The following is a 13,574-nucleotide window of genomic DNA, read 5'->3' on the forward strand; positions in this document are numbered from 1 at the left end:
GTTATTACCCGGCAATGGTCTGGTTAGCGGATGAACAGCTTCTGGATCAGCTTCTGGATCGGTTTGCCATAAGGCGGGTAGATCAGTCGCGCGGCATTCAGGCGCTGCTTGCTCAGTACACCCTTGGCTTTGCTGAAGGTCAGGAAGCCTTCGTGACCGTGGTAATGGCCCATGCCCGAGTGGCCGATGCCGCCGAACGGCATGTCGTCCTGGGCGACGTGCAGCAGAGTGTCGTTGAGGCAGACCCCGCCCGAGTGGGTTTCGTTGAGTACCCGCTCCTGCTCGGCCTTGTCGTAGCCGAAGTAGTAGAGCGCCAGGGGGCGAGGGCGCTGGTTGATGTAGGCGACGGCCTGGTCCAGGCCGGTGTAGGGCACGATCGGCAGGATCGGGCCGAAGATCTCGTCCTGCATCACCGTCATGTCGTCGCTGACATTGAGCATCAGGCTGTGGCCCATGCGCCGTTCCTGGTTCTCCTCGAACAGCGGGATCAGCAGCGCGCCCTTGCTGGTGGCGTCGCTGATGTAGCTGTTCAGGCGCGCCAGTTGCCGCGGGTTGATGATCGCCGTGTAGTCGGGGTTGTCGACCAGGGTCGGGAAGAAGCCCCGGACCACCTGGCGATAGGCGTCGACGAAGGCGCCGACGCGGTGTTCCGGGACCAGCACGTAGTCCGGGGCGACGCAGGTCTGGCCGGCGTTCATGGTCTTGCCGAAGGCGATGCGTTCGGCGGCGTCCTTGAGCGGCACGTCATCGGAAACGATGGCCGGGGACTTGCCGCCCAGCTCCAGGGTCACCGGGGTCAGGTTTTCCGCCGCGGCGCGCATCACATGCTTGCCGATGCTGGTGGCGCCGGTGAACAGCAGGTGATCGAAAGGCAGCCGGGAGAAGGCCACGCCCACGTCGGCTTCGCCCAGCACCACGGCGACCAGGTCCTCGGGGAACGCCTTGGCCAGCAGGCGCTTGAGCAGCAGGCCGGTGGCGGGGGTCGATTCGCTGAGCTTGAGCAATACCCGGTTGCCGGCGGCGAGCGCGCCGACCAGCGGGCCGATGGCCAGGAACAGCGGGTAGTTCCACGGCACGATCACCCCGACCACGCCCAATGGCTGGTAGACGACCTTGGCCGAGGCCGGCTGGAAGGCCACGCCGACTTTGCGCCGCGAAGGTTTCATCCAGCCCTTGAGGTGTTTGCTGGCGTAGTGGATGCCCTGCAGGCTGGGCATGATTTCGGCGAGCAGGGTTTCGTCGGCGCTGCGATGGCTGAAATCTTCGCTGATGGCCTCGATCAGGGCCTGGCGTTCGCTGTCGAGCAGGTCGCGCAGGCTCTTGAGCCATTGCTGGCGCTGGCCGGCCGGCGGCATGGGGTTGGCCGCGAAGGCCTGGCGCTGGACAGCGAACAGGCGGTGGAGCTCATCCAGCTGCTGGTGGGCTTCCGGCAAGTAGGCGATTTCGGCAGACATGGGCGGCTCCGGTTTTTGTGGGTGGGAGATTTTTAGAGTTTATACTCTAAAATGTCAAATGAGATCCCGGGCCAGCTTTGATTTATCCCATCGGGGATAGGTCGTAAGATGCCGGGCAATGCCTTCTCGATTAAAGCCCACGCTCATGGCCCCACGCATAAAAACCCGCGAACGTATCGTCCAGAACAGCCTGGAACTGTTCAACCAGCAAGGCGAACGCAGTGTCAGCACCAACCACATTGCCGCCCACATGGAGATTTCACCGGGCAACCTGTATTACCACTTCCCCAACAAGCAGGCGATCATCGCCGTGCTGTTCTGCGAGTACGAAGCCCTGGTCGACAGCTTCCTGCGCCTGCCCCAGGGCCGCAGCGTGACCGTGGAAGACAAGCGCTATTACCTGCAGGAGTTGCTGGCCGCCATGTGGCGCTATCGCTTCCTGCACCGCGACCTGGAACACCTGCTCGACAGCGACGCCGAACTGGCCGCCCGTTACCGGCGCTTCTCCCAGCGCTGCCTGATCCACGGCACGGCGATCTACGAAGGTTTCGTCGAGGCCGGCATCCTGCGGATGGACAAGGTGCAGATCGAGTCCCTGACCCTCAATGCCTGGATCATCCTCACCTCCTGGGTGCGTTTTTTGTGCACCACCCGGGAAAACTCCGCGCACCTGAGCGAAGAAGCGATCAAGCGCGGGGTGTATCAGGTGCTGGTGCTGGAGGCCGGATTTGTCACCGACCATGCCCGGGAGGCGGTCGACGCGCTATACGACGAGTTTTACGTGCCCCTGGCGCAAGCCCTGGAAGAAGTGCAGTAGGATCTGGATCAAGTCATCGTTCAATTACTGGAGCCCGTCATGCCCATCGCGCAACTGATCAGTCCACAGCAATTGGCCGCTCGCCTGGAGCAGCCCGGGCTGGTGATTATCGATTGTCGTTTTGCCCTGGAAGACCCGGATTACGGCCAGCGCAGTTATGCCAGCGGGCATCTGGCCGGCGCGCATTTTGCCGACCTGGAGCGCGATCTCAGTGGGCGGGTGGTCAAGGGCATGACCGGGCGCCATCCGCTACCCGAACCGGCGACGCTGATCGCGCGCCTGCAGGCCTGGGGCATCGACGCCGACAGCGACATCGTGCTCTACGACGACGGCCCCGGTGCCTATGCGGCCCGCGCCTGGTGGCTGCTGGCCTGGCTGGGCAAGCGCGACGGTGTGTTCATCCTCGATGGCGGCTTGAAAGCCTGGCACGCCGCGGGCCTGCCGTTGAGCCTGGATCCGCCGACCAATGTTCTCGGCCATTTCACGGGCCAGCCCGACAAAACCCTGCTGCTGAGTGCCGAGCAGCTGCAAAAACGCCTCGGCCAGCCGACCCTGACCCTGCTCGACGCCCGCGCCCAGCCACGCTTTCGCGGCGAGGTGGAGCCGATCGACCCGGTGGCCGGGCATATCCCCGGCGCGCAATGCGCGGCTTTCACCGACAACCTGGACAGCGACGGCCGTTTCCTGCCGGCCGATCAGCTCAAGAAGCGTTTTGCCGCGAAGCTGGGCGAGCGTGCGCCGACCGAACTGGTGGCGTACTGCGGTTCGGGCGTGACCGCCTGTCACAACCTGTTCGCCCTGTGCCTGGCCGGTTATCCCCTGGGCAAGTTGTATGCCGGCTCCTGGAGCGAATGGATCACCGATCCGCAGCGCGCGGTCGCCACGGGCGACTGAATCCCCTTACCGTAGGAGCGAAGCTGGCTCGCGATCCAGGCGCTGCGTTGTTTCTGCTGGACCGCGTCGCCTGAGACATTTTTCGCGAGCAAGCTTCGCTCCTACAGGGACAGGTGCTGTTTCAGAGAAACTGGCGGGCGCTGCGATAGGCCGCCGGCCCCACGCCATAGACCTGCTTGAACTGCCGGCTCAGATGGCTCTGGTCGGCGAACCCCAATTGCGTCGCCACCTCCAGCGGCAGGCAACCGTCGCGCAGCAATGCCCGGGCCTGGGCGATGCGCTGTTGCATCAGCCAGGTGTGCGGCGGCATGCCGGTGGCGCGACGGAATACCCGGGCGAAATGAAACGGCGAGAGATTGACCGCCGCGGCCAGTTCTTCCAGGGACGGCGGGGCGGCCAGTTGCGCTTGCAGCAACTCCTTGGCCTGGACGATCGCCCGGTGTTCCCGCCCGGGTTTGCCCGGCGCCTTGACCCCGGCGTGACGCCGCAGCAGCAAGAGCATCATTTCCCGCCACAGGGTCTGTTGTTGCAGGGCGGTGGCCGGGCTTTCCAGTAATTGATGCAACTGGCAGAAGCCGCTGACCAGATCGGGGTCGCGATACAGCGTGGCGCCGAAGGCCGGCAGGCTGTCGGTGGGCAATTCCAGCTCGCCCAGCATGGCGAGGATTTGCGCGTTGTCCGGATAAAACGCCCGGTACAGCCAGCCGTCCTCGGTGCCTTTGTGGCCGGTGTGCAACTCGTCCGGGTTGATCAGCACCAGGGTGCCGCGCCCCGCCAGGTGCTCGGCGCCGCGATAACGGTAGCGCTGGGCGCCGTCCATGATCATGCCGATCACATAGCCGTCATGCACATGGGGCACGAAGCGATGCTCGATATAACGCGCGGCCAGCAACTCCACGCCGGCCAGGGGTGCGGTTTGCCAGAAACGGATCGATTCGCCCTGGCCGCTGTTCATCGCAGCTCGCCCCCCAGGCCGGACAGCCACTGGGGAATGCGCCGTTCCAGGTAATAACCCGGCGTCTTCACCGAACCCTCGACAAAGCCGACGTGCCCACCCTTGGCCTGCAATTCGAAGTGGGTGCTGCCGGACAGCTCCCGGGCTTCCGGCAGGCTGTGGGGGAATACGAAAGGATCGTCCGCGGCCTGGATGATCAGGGTTGGTGTGCGGATTTCCCCAAGGAAATAGCGGCTGGAGGCACGCCGGTAATAATCCTGGGCATCGGCAAAGCCATTCAGCGGCGCGGTGACCCGGCCGTCGAAGTCCCAGAAGGTGCGCAGCTTTTCCAGCGGCCCGAGCCGCTCCAGCACGGCCAGGCCCTCATGGCGCCCGTCGTGCTGGAACTGGCGCTGCTTGTCCTTGATGTAGGCAAGCATCTCGCGCATGAAATGCGCCTGGTAGACCTTGGAAAAGCCCTGGCCGATACGGTCGGCGCACTGGTCCAGGCGAAACGGCACCGATACCGCGACGGCGCCTTGCAGCTGGCTGGCGCTGCCGCTTTCCCCCAGGTGCTTGAGCAATACATTGCCGCCCAGCGAGTAGCCCACCGCGAACAGCGGGGCCAGCGGGCGCTTGCTGCGCAGGTGGTCGATGGCGGCGGCCAGGTCTTCGCTGGCGCCCGAGTGGTAGCTGCGCGGCAGCAGGTTCGGCTCGCCCGAGCAGCCGCGCCAGTTCAGCGCCGCGCTGGCCCAGCCCTGGTTCGCCAGGGCCTTTTGCAGGCCGGCCACGTAAGGCGAATTGGAAGAACCGGTCAGGCCGTGCAGCACCAGCACCAGGGGCGCGGTGGCGGTGTGCGGGCCGTGCCAGTCGAGATCGAGAAAGTCGCCGTCGTCGAGCCACAGGCGTTCGCGCTGGCGGTCGAGGTGAGTGGTCTTGCGCCACAGCGGACCCCACAGGGTTTGCAGGTGCGGGTTGCCGAGGCCGAAGGCGGGAATGAAGCGATCTGACGGAGTAGGCACGGTGATTCTCGTAGCAGCGGTGCGCGTCCCCGGCGGGGCTGCGCACCTTTTCAGGCCAGTGGTTTAACCGGCGATCTCTGCCATACGTTGCCACAAGGCGTAGTACACCTGCCCGGATTTCTGCTCGCGGTGCAGGCGCCAGTTCGCCGGGAGGCCGAGGGTCGACGGCGCGGTTTCACTTTCGGTATAGACCCAGGCGTCGTCGGCCAGCCAGTCGCGTTCTTCCAGCAGGGCGCAGGCGGCCGGCAGCAGGTTCTGATGGAACGGCGGGTCGAGGAACACCAGGTCGAAACGGCTGGCCGGCTGGGTTTCCAGATAACGCAGGGCGTCGGCGGTCTGCACCTGGCCGACGGTGCAGCGCAGGGTGCCCAGGTGCTCGCGCAGGCGCGACACGGCCAGGTTGCTGGCATCCAGCGCCTGGCCCATGGCGGCGCCACGGGACAGGGCTTCGAGAAACAGCGCGCCGCTGCCGGCGAACAGGTCGAGCACCTTGGCCCCGGCGACATAAGGCGCCAGCCAGTTGAACAGGGTTTCGCGCACCCGGTCCGGGGTCGGGCGCAGGCCCGGCACATCGGGGAAGCTCAGGCGACGGCTGCGCCACTCGCCGCCGATGATGCGCAGTTGGCCCACGCCGTTGTGCTGGTTGTGGACGGGTTTCTTGCTGGGACGCGATGGGCTGGCCATTAGTGCTCCGGAACCCCGAGCGGCTGCTCGGCGGGTTTTTCAGTAGGGGCCGGCAACGGCTTTTGCGGCACGGTCGGACCGGCGGTGACGACGACCATCTTGTCCGCGCTCAGGTGCTTGTTCAGTACATCCCGGACTTGCTCCACCGTCAGGCTCTGGGACTGCTGCATGAAGTCTTCAAGATAGCTCAGCGGCAGGTTGTAGAAGCCGATGGCGCCCAACTGGCCGACGATGTCGGCGTTGCTGGCGGTGGACAGCGGGAAGCTGCCGGCCAGCTCGCGCTTGGCGTCGTCGAGTTCCTTCTGGGTCGGGCCGGTCTTGAGGTAGTCGGCGAGCACGTCCTGCACCAGCTTGAGGGTGCCCTCGCTCATTTCGGCGCGGGTCTGCAGGTTGATCATGAACGGGCCACGGGCCTGCATCGGGCTGAAGCCGGAATAGACGCCGTAGGTCAGGCCGCGCTTCTCGCGCACTTCGCTCATCAGCCGGGTGCCAAAACCGCCGCCGCCAAGGATCTGGTTGCCCAGGGACAGCGCGGCGTAATCCGGGTCGTCACGATCGATGCCCAGTTGCGCCAGCAGCAGGCTGGTCTGGCTGGACGGGTATTCGATATGGCCGACGCTGGCCTGCGGCTCGGTCGGTTGCGGGATTTTCGCCAGCGCCGGGCCTTTGGGCAGGGCAGAGGAGATCTGTGCGGCAATCGCCTCGGCATCGCTGCGCGACAGGTCGCCCACCAGGGCGATCACCACGTTGCCGGCGGCATAGGCCTTGGCGTGGAACGCCCGCAGCTGGGCCAGGCTGATCGGCGGCACGCTCTGCGCGGTGCCGTCGCTGGAGTGGGCATACGGATGGCTGCCGTACAGGCGGTTCATCAGTTCCAGGCTCGCCAGCTTGCCGGGGTTCTGCTTCTGGTATTCGAAACCGGCAAGCATCTGGTTCTTGATGCGCGCCAGGGAGTCGGCCGGGAAGGTCGGCTTGCCGACGACATCGGCGAACAGTTGCAGGGCCGGCGTGCGCTTGTCCGGTGCGCTCAGGCTGCGCAGGGAGGCGATGGCCATGTCCTTGTAGGCACCGTTGCCGAAGTCGGCACCCAGGCCTTCGAAACCTTCGGCGATCGCGCCGACATCCTTGCCGGCCACGCCTTCGTTGAGCATGGCGTTGGTCAGCATCGCCAGGCCTGGCGCGTCGCCGTCCTGGCTGCTGCCGGCGGCGAAGGTCAGGCGCATGTCGAACATCGGCAGCTCATGGGCTTCGACGAACAGCACCTTGGCGCCTTCGGCGGTGCTCCAGGTTTTGATGTCGAGGCTGCGGCGGCTTGGGGCCTTGCCGTCGAGCTCGGCCAGGGATTGCAGCTTCTGGCTGCTCTTGGCCTTGTCCAGCGCCTGGCTGGCGTTGGATTCGTTCGCCCGCAGCAGATAAAGGCCGGCAGCGATGATCAGGGCCACGAGTGCCAGGCCGAGCAGGACCGGGCTGGCGCTTTTGCGCTTACTCATGAGCGGACTCCTCAGGCAATACGTGGGCAACGCTCAGGCGTTCGCGAGTGAAATAGGTACGAGCGGCCTTCTGGATGTCTTCAGGGGTCACGCTTTGCAGTTCGGCGAGTTCGGTGTCCATGAGTTTCCACGACAGGCCGACGGTTTCCAGCTGGCCGATGGCGGTGGCCTGGCTGGTGATGGAGTCACGCTCGTAGACCAGGCCGGCGATCACCTGGGCGCGCACGCGCTCCAGCTCTTCGGCGGTCGGCGGGGTGGTTTTCAGCTCTTCGAGCAAACGCCACAACCCGGCTTCGGCCTGGGCGATGGTTTTCTTCTTCTGGCTGTTGGGCATGGCCGAAAGCAGGAACAGGCTGTCGCCGCGGGTGTAGGCGTCGAAGCTCGACGAACCGCCGGACACCAGCTCTTCGCCACGCTCCAGGCGGGTCGGGATGCGGGCGCTGTAGCCGCCGTCGAGCAGCGCGGCGATCAGGCGCAGGGCATGCACCGAATGCTTGTCTTCGGCGGTGGCAATGCTCGGCACGTTGAAGGCCAGCATCACGCTCGGCAACTGGGTCTTCACCCGCAGGGTGATCTGCCGCTCGCCGGGCTCGGCCAGTTCCAGGGGAATCTTCGCCGCGGGCACGGCGCGCTTGGGAATCGCGCCGAAATAACGTTGGGCCAGGGTTTTGACTTCGTCCGGGGTGACGTCGCCGACCACCACCAGGGTGGCGTTGTTCGGCACATACCAGGACTCGTACCAGTGGCGCAGCTCCTCGACCTTCATCCGGTTGAGGTCGGCCATCCAGCCGATGGTCGGCGTGTGGTAGCCGCTGGCCGGGTAGGCCATCGCCTTGAAGCGTTCGAAGGCCTTGGACATCGGCTTGTCGTCGGTGCGCAGGCGGCGCTCTTCCTTGATCACTTCGATTTCGCGGCTGAACTCGTCCGGCGGCAGGCGCAGGCTGGCCATGCGATCGGCTTCCAGCTCGAAGGCCACGCCCAGGCGGTCACGGGCCAGCACCTGGTAATAGGCGGTGAAGTCGTCGCTGGTGAAGGCGTTCTCTTCGGCGCCCAGGTCGCGCAGGATCAGCGAGGCTTCGCCGGGGCCGACCTTTTCGCTGCCCTTGAACATCATGTGTTCCAGGGCGTGGGACAAACCGGTCTGGCCCGGGGTTTCGTAGCTGGAGCCGACTTTGTACCAGACCTGGGAGACCACGACCGGAGCCCGATGGTCTTCCCGGACCACGACCTTGAGGCCGTTGTCGAGGCTGAATTCGTGGGTGGGTTGTGGATCGGCAGCCAAGGCTGAAAGGGGCAGACAAACCGTACTGAGCAGCAGGCCTGCGGCGCGGCGGGCTAGAGCATTCATTCGTTTTTTAAACCTGTTGGACTGCCCGCTTGGTCTTAGCCTACGGGCGAGAGGTTGGGGCGTGTCATCAATCATTACCAGTACCGCGCCGGAGCCTGCCAGTGCGCAGGGCAAGGCGCGAGGAGTGTGGTTTGGTCATTCCAAATAAACTCCGAGCAACGCAGCCCTGCGCACTGGCAGGCCCGGCCCTCCGGGTGGCGCCTGAAAGCGGGCCATGCTGCGTTGCAGTCCTTGGAAAGGAAAACACATTTCCGGCGGACTGCGCCTTGCCTGGCCCGTTTTCAGGCGGCCACGCGGTACTGGTAATGATTGATGACACGCCCTAGGATACTGATCCGTTTTACTGGCGGCCACGCCTATCAGGCTCGCATGGATCAACGTGTGCTTGAGCAGGTTGTATGGGTTCCCGGCAAGAAGCGCTGTTTTATCAACTAGACTTCGACTTTTCGCCGATTTTGCCGTTTCAGTCCTTTAGTAAAATCGATCCTTGAGATGCCATTGGGCACCTCGACAAAATGTTGCGCGTGAACAAGCCGGCGGAAACGCAGTCTGTTCTGCATCGAATATTTATTTGCCGGTGCGCCTTGATGGCGCGTCGCTACCTTGAGATAGCCGTCCTCCATGTTTGGTTCCAACGACGACAAGAAGACCCCAGCCGCGGCTGGCGAAAAGAAAGGCCTGTTCGGATGGCTGCGCAAAAAACCGCAGGAAACCGTCGTCGAACAGCCACAAGTCCCTGTCGAGCCTGCCCCGGCTCCCGCTCCCGTTATAGATCAAGCCCCGGTTGTCGAAGTCGCCGCTCCTGTGGTGTCGCCGATTGCCGAGCCGATCCTGCAGCCTGAACAACCTGCGCCGGCGGTCGAACATGCTCCCGCGCCGGAACTGCCGCTGACCCCCGAGCACAAGCCCTGGCTGACCCTGCCGGTGGCGGAAGAGCCGGTGGCGCTGGTGGAAGACGAGCAGGCGCCGCACATCACCCCGCCGATTCCGGCCGCGACCGATGTGCAGCAAGCCGCCGAGCTGTTGGTGGCCGAGTTGGCACACAGCGAGCCAGCTGCGGCCCAGGCGCCGATCGAAGAGGAGGACGTGCCACAACCAGTGATCGCGGCCTTCGTGCAGCCCGAGCCTGTCCGAGCACCGGAGCCTGCCCCGGTTGTCGTTGCTCCAGTTGCTCCGGTCGCGGCGGTCGAAGTGCCTGCTGCCGTCGAGCCGCCCCGTGCCGAAGACAACAAGGTCGGCTTCTTCGCCCGCCTCAAGCAGGGCCTGTCCAAGACCAGCGCCAGCATTGGCGAAGGCATGGCCAGCCTGTTCCTGGGCAAGAAGACCATTGACGACGAGTTACTGGAAGATATCGAGACCCGCCTGCTGACCGCCGACGTGGGCGTGGAAGCCACCGCGGTGATCATCCGGAACCTGACCCAGAAGGTCGCGCGCAAGCAGCTGACCGACGTCGATGCGCTGTACAAGTCGCTGCAGGCCGAGCTGGCGAGCATGCTCAAGCCGGTGGAGCAGCCGCTGCAGATCGCTTCGCAAACCAAGCCCTTCGTGATTCTGGTGGTGGGCGTCAACGGCGCCGGCAAGACCACCACCATCGGCAAGCTGGCCAAGAAGCTGCAGCTCGAAGGCAAGAAGGTCATGCTCGCCGCGGGCGACACCTTCCGCGCCGCAGCCGTGGAACAGCTGCAGGTCTGGGGTGAGCGCAACAAGATCCCGGTCATCGCCCAGCACACCGGCGCCGACTCGGCTTCGGTGATCTTCGACGCCGTGCAGGCCGCCAAGGCCCGTGGCATCGATGTGCTGATCGCCGACACCGCCGGCCGCCTGCACACCAAAGACAACCTGATGGAAGAGCTGAAGAAGGTCCGCCGGGTGATCGGCAAGCTCGACGCCGACGCGCCGCACGAAGTGTTGCTGGTGCTCGACGCCGGTACCGGCCAGAACGCCATCAACCAGGCCAAGCAGTTCAACCAGACGGTCGAGCTGACCGGCCTGGCCCTGACCAAGCTTGACGGCACCGCCAAGGGCGGGGTGATCTTCGCCCTGGCCAAGCAGTTCGGCCTGCCGATCCGCTATATCGGCGTCGGTGAGGGCATCGACGACCTGCGTACCTTTGAAGCCGAACCCTTTGTCCAGGCACTGTTTGCCGAGCGGGAGCGTTCATGATTCGTTTCGAACAGGTCGGTAAGCGTTATCCGAACGGCCATGTCGGCTTGCACGAGCTGAGTTTCCGGGTTCGTCGGGGCGAGTTTCTGTTCGTCACCGGTCATTCTGGCGCCGGCAAGTCCACGCTGCTGCGGTTGCTGCTGGCCATGGAGCGTCCAACCAGCGGCAAGCTGCTGTTGGCCGGTCAGGACCTGAGCACCATCAGCAATGCGCAGATTCCGTTCCTGCGGCGGCAGATCGGCGTGGTGTTCCAGAACCACCAGCTGCTGTTCGATCGCACCGTTTTCAACAATGTCGCCTTGCCGCTGCAGATCCTCGGCCTGTCCAAGGCCGAAATCGCCAAGCGCGTGGACTCGGCCCTGGAGCGCGTGGCGCTCTCGGACAAGACCGATCTTTACCCGGGCGACCTGTCCACCGGTCAGCAGCAGCGCGTCGGCATTGCTCGCGCCATCGTGCACCGCCCGGCCTTGCTGCTGGCGGACGAACCCACAGGTAACCTCGACCCGCGTCTGGCGGCGGAAATCATGGGCGTATTCGAAGATATCAACCGTCTGGGCACCAGCGTGCTGATCGCCAGTCACGACCTGGCGCTGATCGCGCGCATGCGCCACCGCATGCTGACCCTGCAACGCGGCCGATTGATCGGCGACGGGGAGGCTAGCGTATGAGTGCGACCCGCAGCCCTAAAGTGGCCGAACGCGTGGCTCCGAAAGCCCCGGATCAACCGCCGCAGAAGAAAAAACGCGACGAAGACGACGGTCCGGATTTCAGCACCCTGCTGCACGCCTGGATCGAAAGCCATCGCGCCAGCCTGCTCGACAGCCTGCGTCGCCTGGGCAAACAGCCGATCGGCAGTTTCTTCACCTGCCTGGTGATGGCCGTGGCCCTGAGCCTGCCGATGGGCTTGTCGTTGTTGCTCAACAACGTCGAGCGCCTGGGTGGCTCCTGGCAGCGCGCGGCGCAGATTTCCCTGTACCTGGAGCTCGACGCCAGCGCCACCGAGGGCGAAAGCCTGAGTGAGCAGATCAAGGCCATGCCGGGCGTGGCGGATGCCGAGTTCATCAGCAAGGACAAGGCCCTGGACGAGTTCCAGCAGCAGTCCGGGCTGGGCGAGGCGCTCAAGGAGTTGCCGCAGAACCCGCTGCCGGGCGTGGTCCTGGTCACGCCGAACGAAGTGGACAAGGCGACCCTGGAAGCCTTGCGCCAGCGCCTGGCGGAAATGCCCAAGGTGCAGCAGGCGCAGCTGGACCTGGTGTGGGTCGAGCGGCTGGCGGCGATCCTCAAGCTGGGCGACCGGTTTGTCTTCGGCCTGACGGTGTTGCTGGTTTCTGCATTACTTTTGGTGATAGGCAATACCATTCGTCTTCATATTGAAAACCGCCGCACCGAGATAGAAGTGATTAAACTCGTCGGCGGCACGGACAGTTATGTACGGCGTCCCTTCCTTTATATGGGCGCCTTGTATGGCTTCGGTGCGGGGATTCTGTCCTGGGGTGTTCTGGCGTTCGGCCTCAACTGGCTGAACGACGCGGTAGTGGGGCTGGCCGGCTTGTACGGCAGTGATTTCGCCCTGGCTGGCGTGCCGGTCGCCGATGGTCTATCACTCTTGCTTGGCGCGGTGTTGTTGGGGTATATCGGTGCGTGGATTGCGGTGGCCCGTCACTTGCGGGAGCTGGCGCCGAAATAGTGTCTTTTTGCTTGTATTGACCTTTTAGAATTTTTGGGAACTTGTTTTGTGGTTCCCGGTCAATTTTCAGCAGTGCTGAATAAGCACGAGTTATGTGAGTCGGAGGTTTTTTCGTATGACCACTTCTTTGCAACCTGCTTATGCCTTGGTCCCGGGTGCGAACCTGGAGGCCTATGTGCACACGGTGAACAGCATTCCATTGCTGACGCCCGAGCAGGAGCGTGAACTGGCCGAGAGTCTCTACTATGAGCAGGATCTTGAGGCGGCTCGGCAGATGGTGCTCGCCCACCTGCGTTTTGTCGTACATATCGCCCGTAGCTATTCCGGCTACGGTCTGGCCCAGGCCGACCTGATTCAGGAAGGCAACGTCGGCCTGATGAAGGCTGTAAAACGCTTCAACCCGGAAATGGGTGTGCGTCTGGTTTCGTTCGCCGTGCACTGGATCAAGGCGGAAATCCACGAGTTCATCCTGCGCAACTGGCGCATCGTGAAAGTCGCGACCACCAAGGCCCAGCGCAAGCTGTTCTTCAACCTGCGCAGCCAGAAGAAGCGCCTGGCCTGGTTGAACAACGAAGAAGTCCATCGTGTGGCGGAAAGCCTCGGTGTGGAGCCGCGCGAAGTGCGCGAGATGGAAAGCCGCCTGACCGGCCATGACATGGCCTTCGACCCAGCCGCCGAAGCGGATGACGACAGCGCCTTCCAATCGCCGGCCAACTACCTGGAAGACCACCGGTACGATCCGGCTCGTCAGCTGGAAGACGCCGACTGGACCGACAACTCCACCAGCAACCTGCACGAAGCGCTGGAAGTGCTGGACGACCGCAGCCGCGACATCCTCTACCAGCGCTGGCTGGCGGAAGAGAAAGCCACGCTGCATGACCTGGCGCAGAAGTACAACGTCTCGGCCGAGCGTATCCGTCAGCTCGAGAAGAGCGCGATGAACAAGCTCAAGCTATCGATTGCCGCGTAATACGCCACGCAATACAAAACGCCCCGATTCGATCGGGGCGTTTTTGTTTGTGGCGTTGGGGCGGCGGTATCTGTAAGGGCGCTATCGCGAGCAAGCTTCGCGCCTACGGGG

Annotated in this window: 12 protein-coding genes; 6 read left to right on the plus strand and 6 right to left on the minus strand. The window is 64.1% G+C overall.

The features are described from left to right. Positions 1–23: 23 nt before the first annotated feature. Positions 24–1,454: a coniferyl aldehyde dehydrogenase gene (locus tag NRG23_RS21170; RefSeq protein ID WP_257371977.1), complete on the minus strand. Its 1,431-nt coding sequence runs from the start codon at positions 1,452–1,454 to the stop codon at positions 24–26. Positions 1,455–1,599: 145 nt separating this feature from the next. Here NRG23_RS21170 and NRG23_RS21175 point away from each other — a divergent pair, with 145 nt between their 5' ends. Further along, positions 1,600–2,271 (plus strand): TetR/AcrR family transcriptional regulator, encoded by a 672-nt coding sequence (locus tag NRG23_RS21175; protein ID WP_038575050.1) that lies wholly within the window; start codon positions 1,600–1,602, stop codon positions 2,269–2,271. Positions 2,272–2,310: 39 nt separating this feature from the next. After that, a complete protein-coding gene (locus NRG23_RS21180) occupies positions 2,311–3,165 on the plus strand; it encodes a sulfurtransferase (RefSeq protein WP_257371981.1) in 855 nt (284 codons plus the stop codon). A gap of 121 nt (positions 3,166–3,286) precedes the next feature. Here the strand turns inward: NRG23_RS21180 and NRG23_RS21185 are convergent, their stop codons facing one another. From NRG23_RS21185 to NRG23_RS21205, 5 genes are all read right to left on the minus strand, one after another. Further along, positions 3,287–4,120 (minus strand): AraC family transcriptional regulator, encoded by an 834-nt coding sequence (locus NRG23_RS21185; RefSeq protein WP_257371983.1) that lies wholly within the window; start codon positions 4,118–4,120, stop codon positions 3,287–3,289. Continuing rightward, positions 4,117–5,121: a hydrolase gene (locus NRG23_RS21190; RefSeq protein WP_110175766.1), complete on the minus strand. Its 1,005-nt coding sequence runs from the start codon at positions 5,119–5,121 to the stop codon at positions 4,117–4,119. The genes NRG23_RS21185 and NRG23_RS21190 overlap by 4 nt, the downstream gene beginning before the upstream one ends. A 63-nt stretch (positions 5,122–5,184) precedes the next feature. Further along, positions 5,185–5,805 carry a 16S rRNA (guanine(966)-N(2))-methyltransferase RsmD gene (gene rsmD, locus NRG23_RS21195; protein ID WP_007921224.1) on the minus strand — a complete coding sequence of 207 codons (621 nt, stop codon included), beginning with the start codon at positions 5,803–5,805 and terminating at the stop codon, positions 5,185–5,187. Continuing rightward, positions 5,805–7,295, minus strand: coding sequence for a pitrilysin family protein (locus tag NRG23_RS21200; RefSeq protein WP_103331444.1), 1,491 nt, complete (start codon positions 7,293–7,295; stop codon positions 5,805–5,807). The genes rsmD and NRG23_RS21200 overlap by 1 nt, the downstream gene beginning before the upstream one ends. Further along, positions 7,288–8,643 carry a pitrilysin family protein gene (locus NRG23_RS21205; protein ID WP_009051328.1) on the minus strand — a complete coding sequence of 452 codons (1,356 nt, stop codon included), beginning with the start codon at positions 8,641–8,643 and terminating at the stop codon, positions 7,288–7,290. The genes NRG23_RS21200 and NRG23_RS21205 overlap by 8 nt, the downstream gene beginning before the upstream one ends. Before the next feature lie 621 nt (positions 8,644–9,264). On the opposite strand from NRG23_RS21205, the gene ftsY reads away from it, so the two are divergent. The 4 genes from ftsY to rpoH all read left to right on the plus strand — a co-directional run bounded on the left by ftsY (position 9,265) and on the right by rpoH (position 13,463). Next, positions 9,265–10,806 carry a signal recognition particle-docking protein FtsY gene (gene ftsY, locus NRG23_RS21210; protein ID WP_016704837.1) on the plus strand — a complete coding sequence of 514 codons (1,542 nt, stop codon included), beginning with the start codon at positions 9,265–9,267 and terminating at the stop codon, positions 10,804–10,806. Continuing rightward, positions 10,803–11,474: a cell division ATP-binding protein FtsE gene (ftsE, locus tag NRG23_RS21215; protein WP_009051326.1), complete on the plus strand. Its 672-nt coding sequence runs from the start codon at positions 10,803–10,805 to the stop codon at positions 11,472–11,474. Before ftsY ends, ftsE begins: the two co-directional genes overlap by 4 nt. Beyond that, positions 11,471–12,493, plus strand: coding sequence for a permease-like cell division protein FtsX (gene ftsX, locus NRG23_RS21220; RefSeq protein ID WP_081359510.1), 1,023 nt, complete (start codon positions 11,471–11,473; stop codon positions 12,491–12,493). Before ftsE ends, ftsX begins: the two co-directional genes overlap by 4 nt. A gap of 115 nt (positions 12,494–12,608) precedes the next feature. Continuing rightward, the gene (rpoH, locus tag NRG23_RS21225) at positions 12,609–13,463 is read left to right on the plus strand and encodes an RNA polymerase sigma factor RpoH (protein WP_007921212.1); all 855 of its coding nucleotides are present in this window, start codon (positions 12,609–12,611) and stop codon (positions 13,461–13,463) included. The last annotated feature ends 111 nt before the right edge of the window (positions 13,464–13,574 follow it).

Origin of the sequence: Pseudomonas sp. T8 (assembly GCF_024610635.1) — a bacterium.
Classification (GTDB): domain Bacteria; phylum Pseudomonadota; class Gammaproteobacteria; order Pseudomonadales; family Pseudomonadaceae; genus Aquipseudomonas; species Aquipseudomonas chlororaphis_I.

Bases quoted from the DNA above. Each gene is read 5' to 3' on its own strand.
- ftsE (WP_009051326.1), top strand. From the start codon at position 10,803: ATGATTCGTTTCGAACAGGTCGGTAAGCGTTATCCGAACGGCCATGTC.
- ftsY (WP_016704837.1), top strand. From the start codon at position 9,265: ATGTTTGGTTCCAACGACGACAAGAAGACCCCAGCCGCGGCTGGCGAA.
- NRG23_RS21200 (WP_103331444.1), bottom strand. From the start codon at position 7,295: ATGAGTAAGCGCAAAAGCGCCAGCCCGGTCCTGCTCGGCCTGGCACTC.
- rpoH (WP_007921212.1), top strand. From the start codon at position 12,609: ATGACCACTTCTTTGCAACCTGCTTATGCCTTGGTCCCGGGTGCGAAC.
- NRG23_RS21205 (WP_009051328.1), bottom strand. From the start codon at position 8,643: ATGAATGCTCTAGCCCGCCGCGCCGCAGGCCTGCTGCTCAGTACGGTT.
- NRG23_RS21185 (WP_257371983.1), bottom strand. From the start codon at position 4,120: ATGAACAGCGGCCAGGGCGAATCGATCCGTTTCTGGCAAACCGCACCC.
- NRG23_RS21170 (WP_257371977.1), bottom strand. From the start codon at position 1,454: ATGTCTGCCGAAATCGCCTACTTGCCGGAAGCCCACCAGCAGCTGGAT.
- NRG23_RS21180 (WP_257371981.1), top strand. From the start codon at position 2,311: ATGCCCATCGCGCAACTGATCAGTCCACAGCAATTGGCCGCTCGCCTG.
- NRG23_RS21175 (WP_038575050.1), top strand. From the start codon at position 1,600: ATGGCCCCACGCATAAAAACCCGCGAACGTATCGTCCAGAACAGCCTG.
- ftsX (WP_081359510.1), top strand. From the start codon at position 11,471: ATGAGTGCGACCCGCAGCCCTAAAGTGGCCGAACGCGTGGCTCCGAAA.
- rsmD (WP_007921224.1), bottom strand. From the start codon at position 5,805: ATGGCCAGCCCATCGCGTCCCAGCAAGAAACCCGTCCACAACCAGCAC.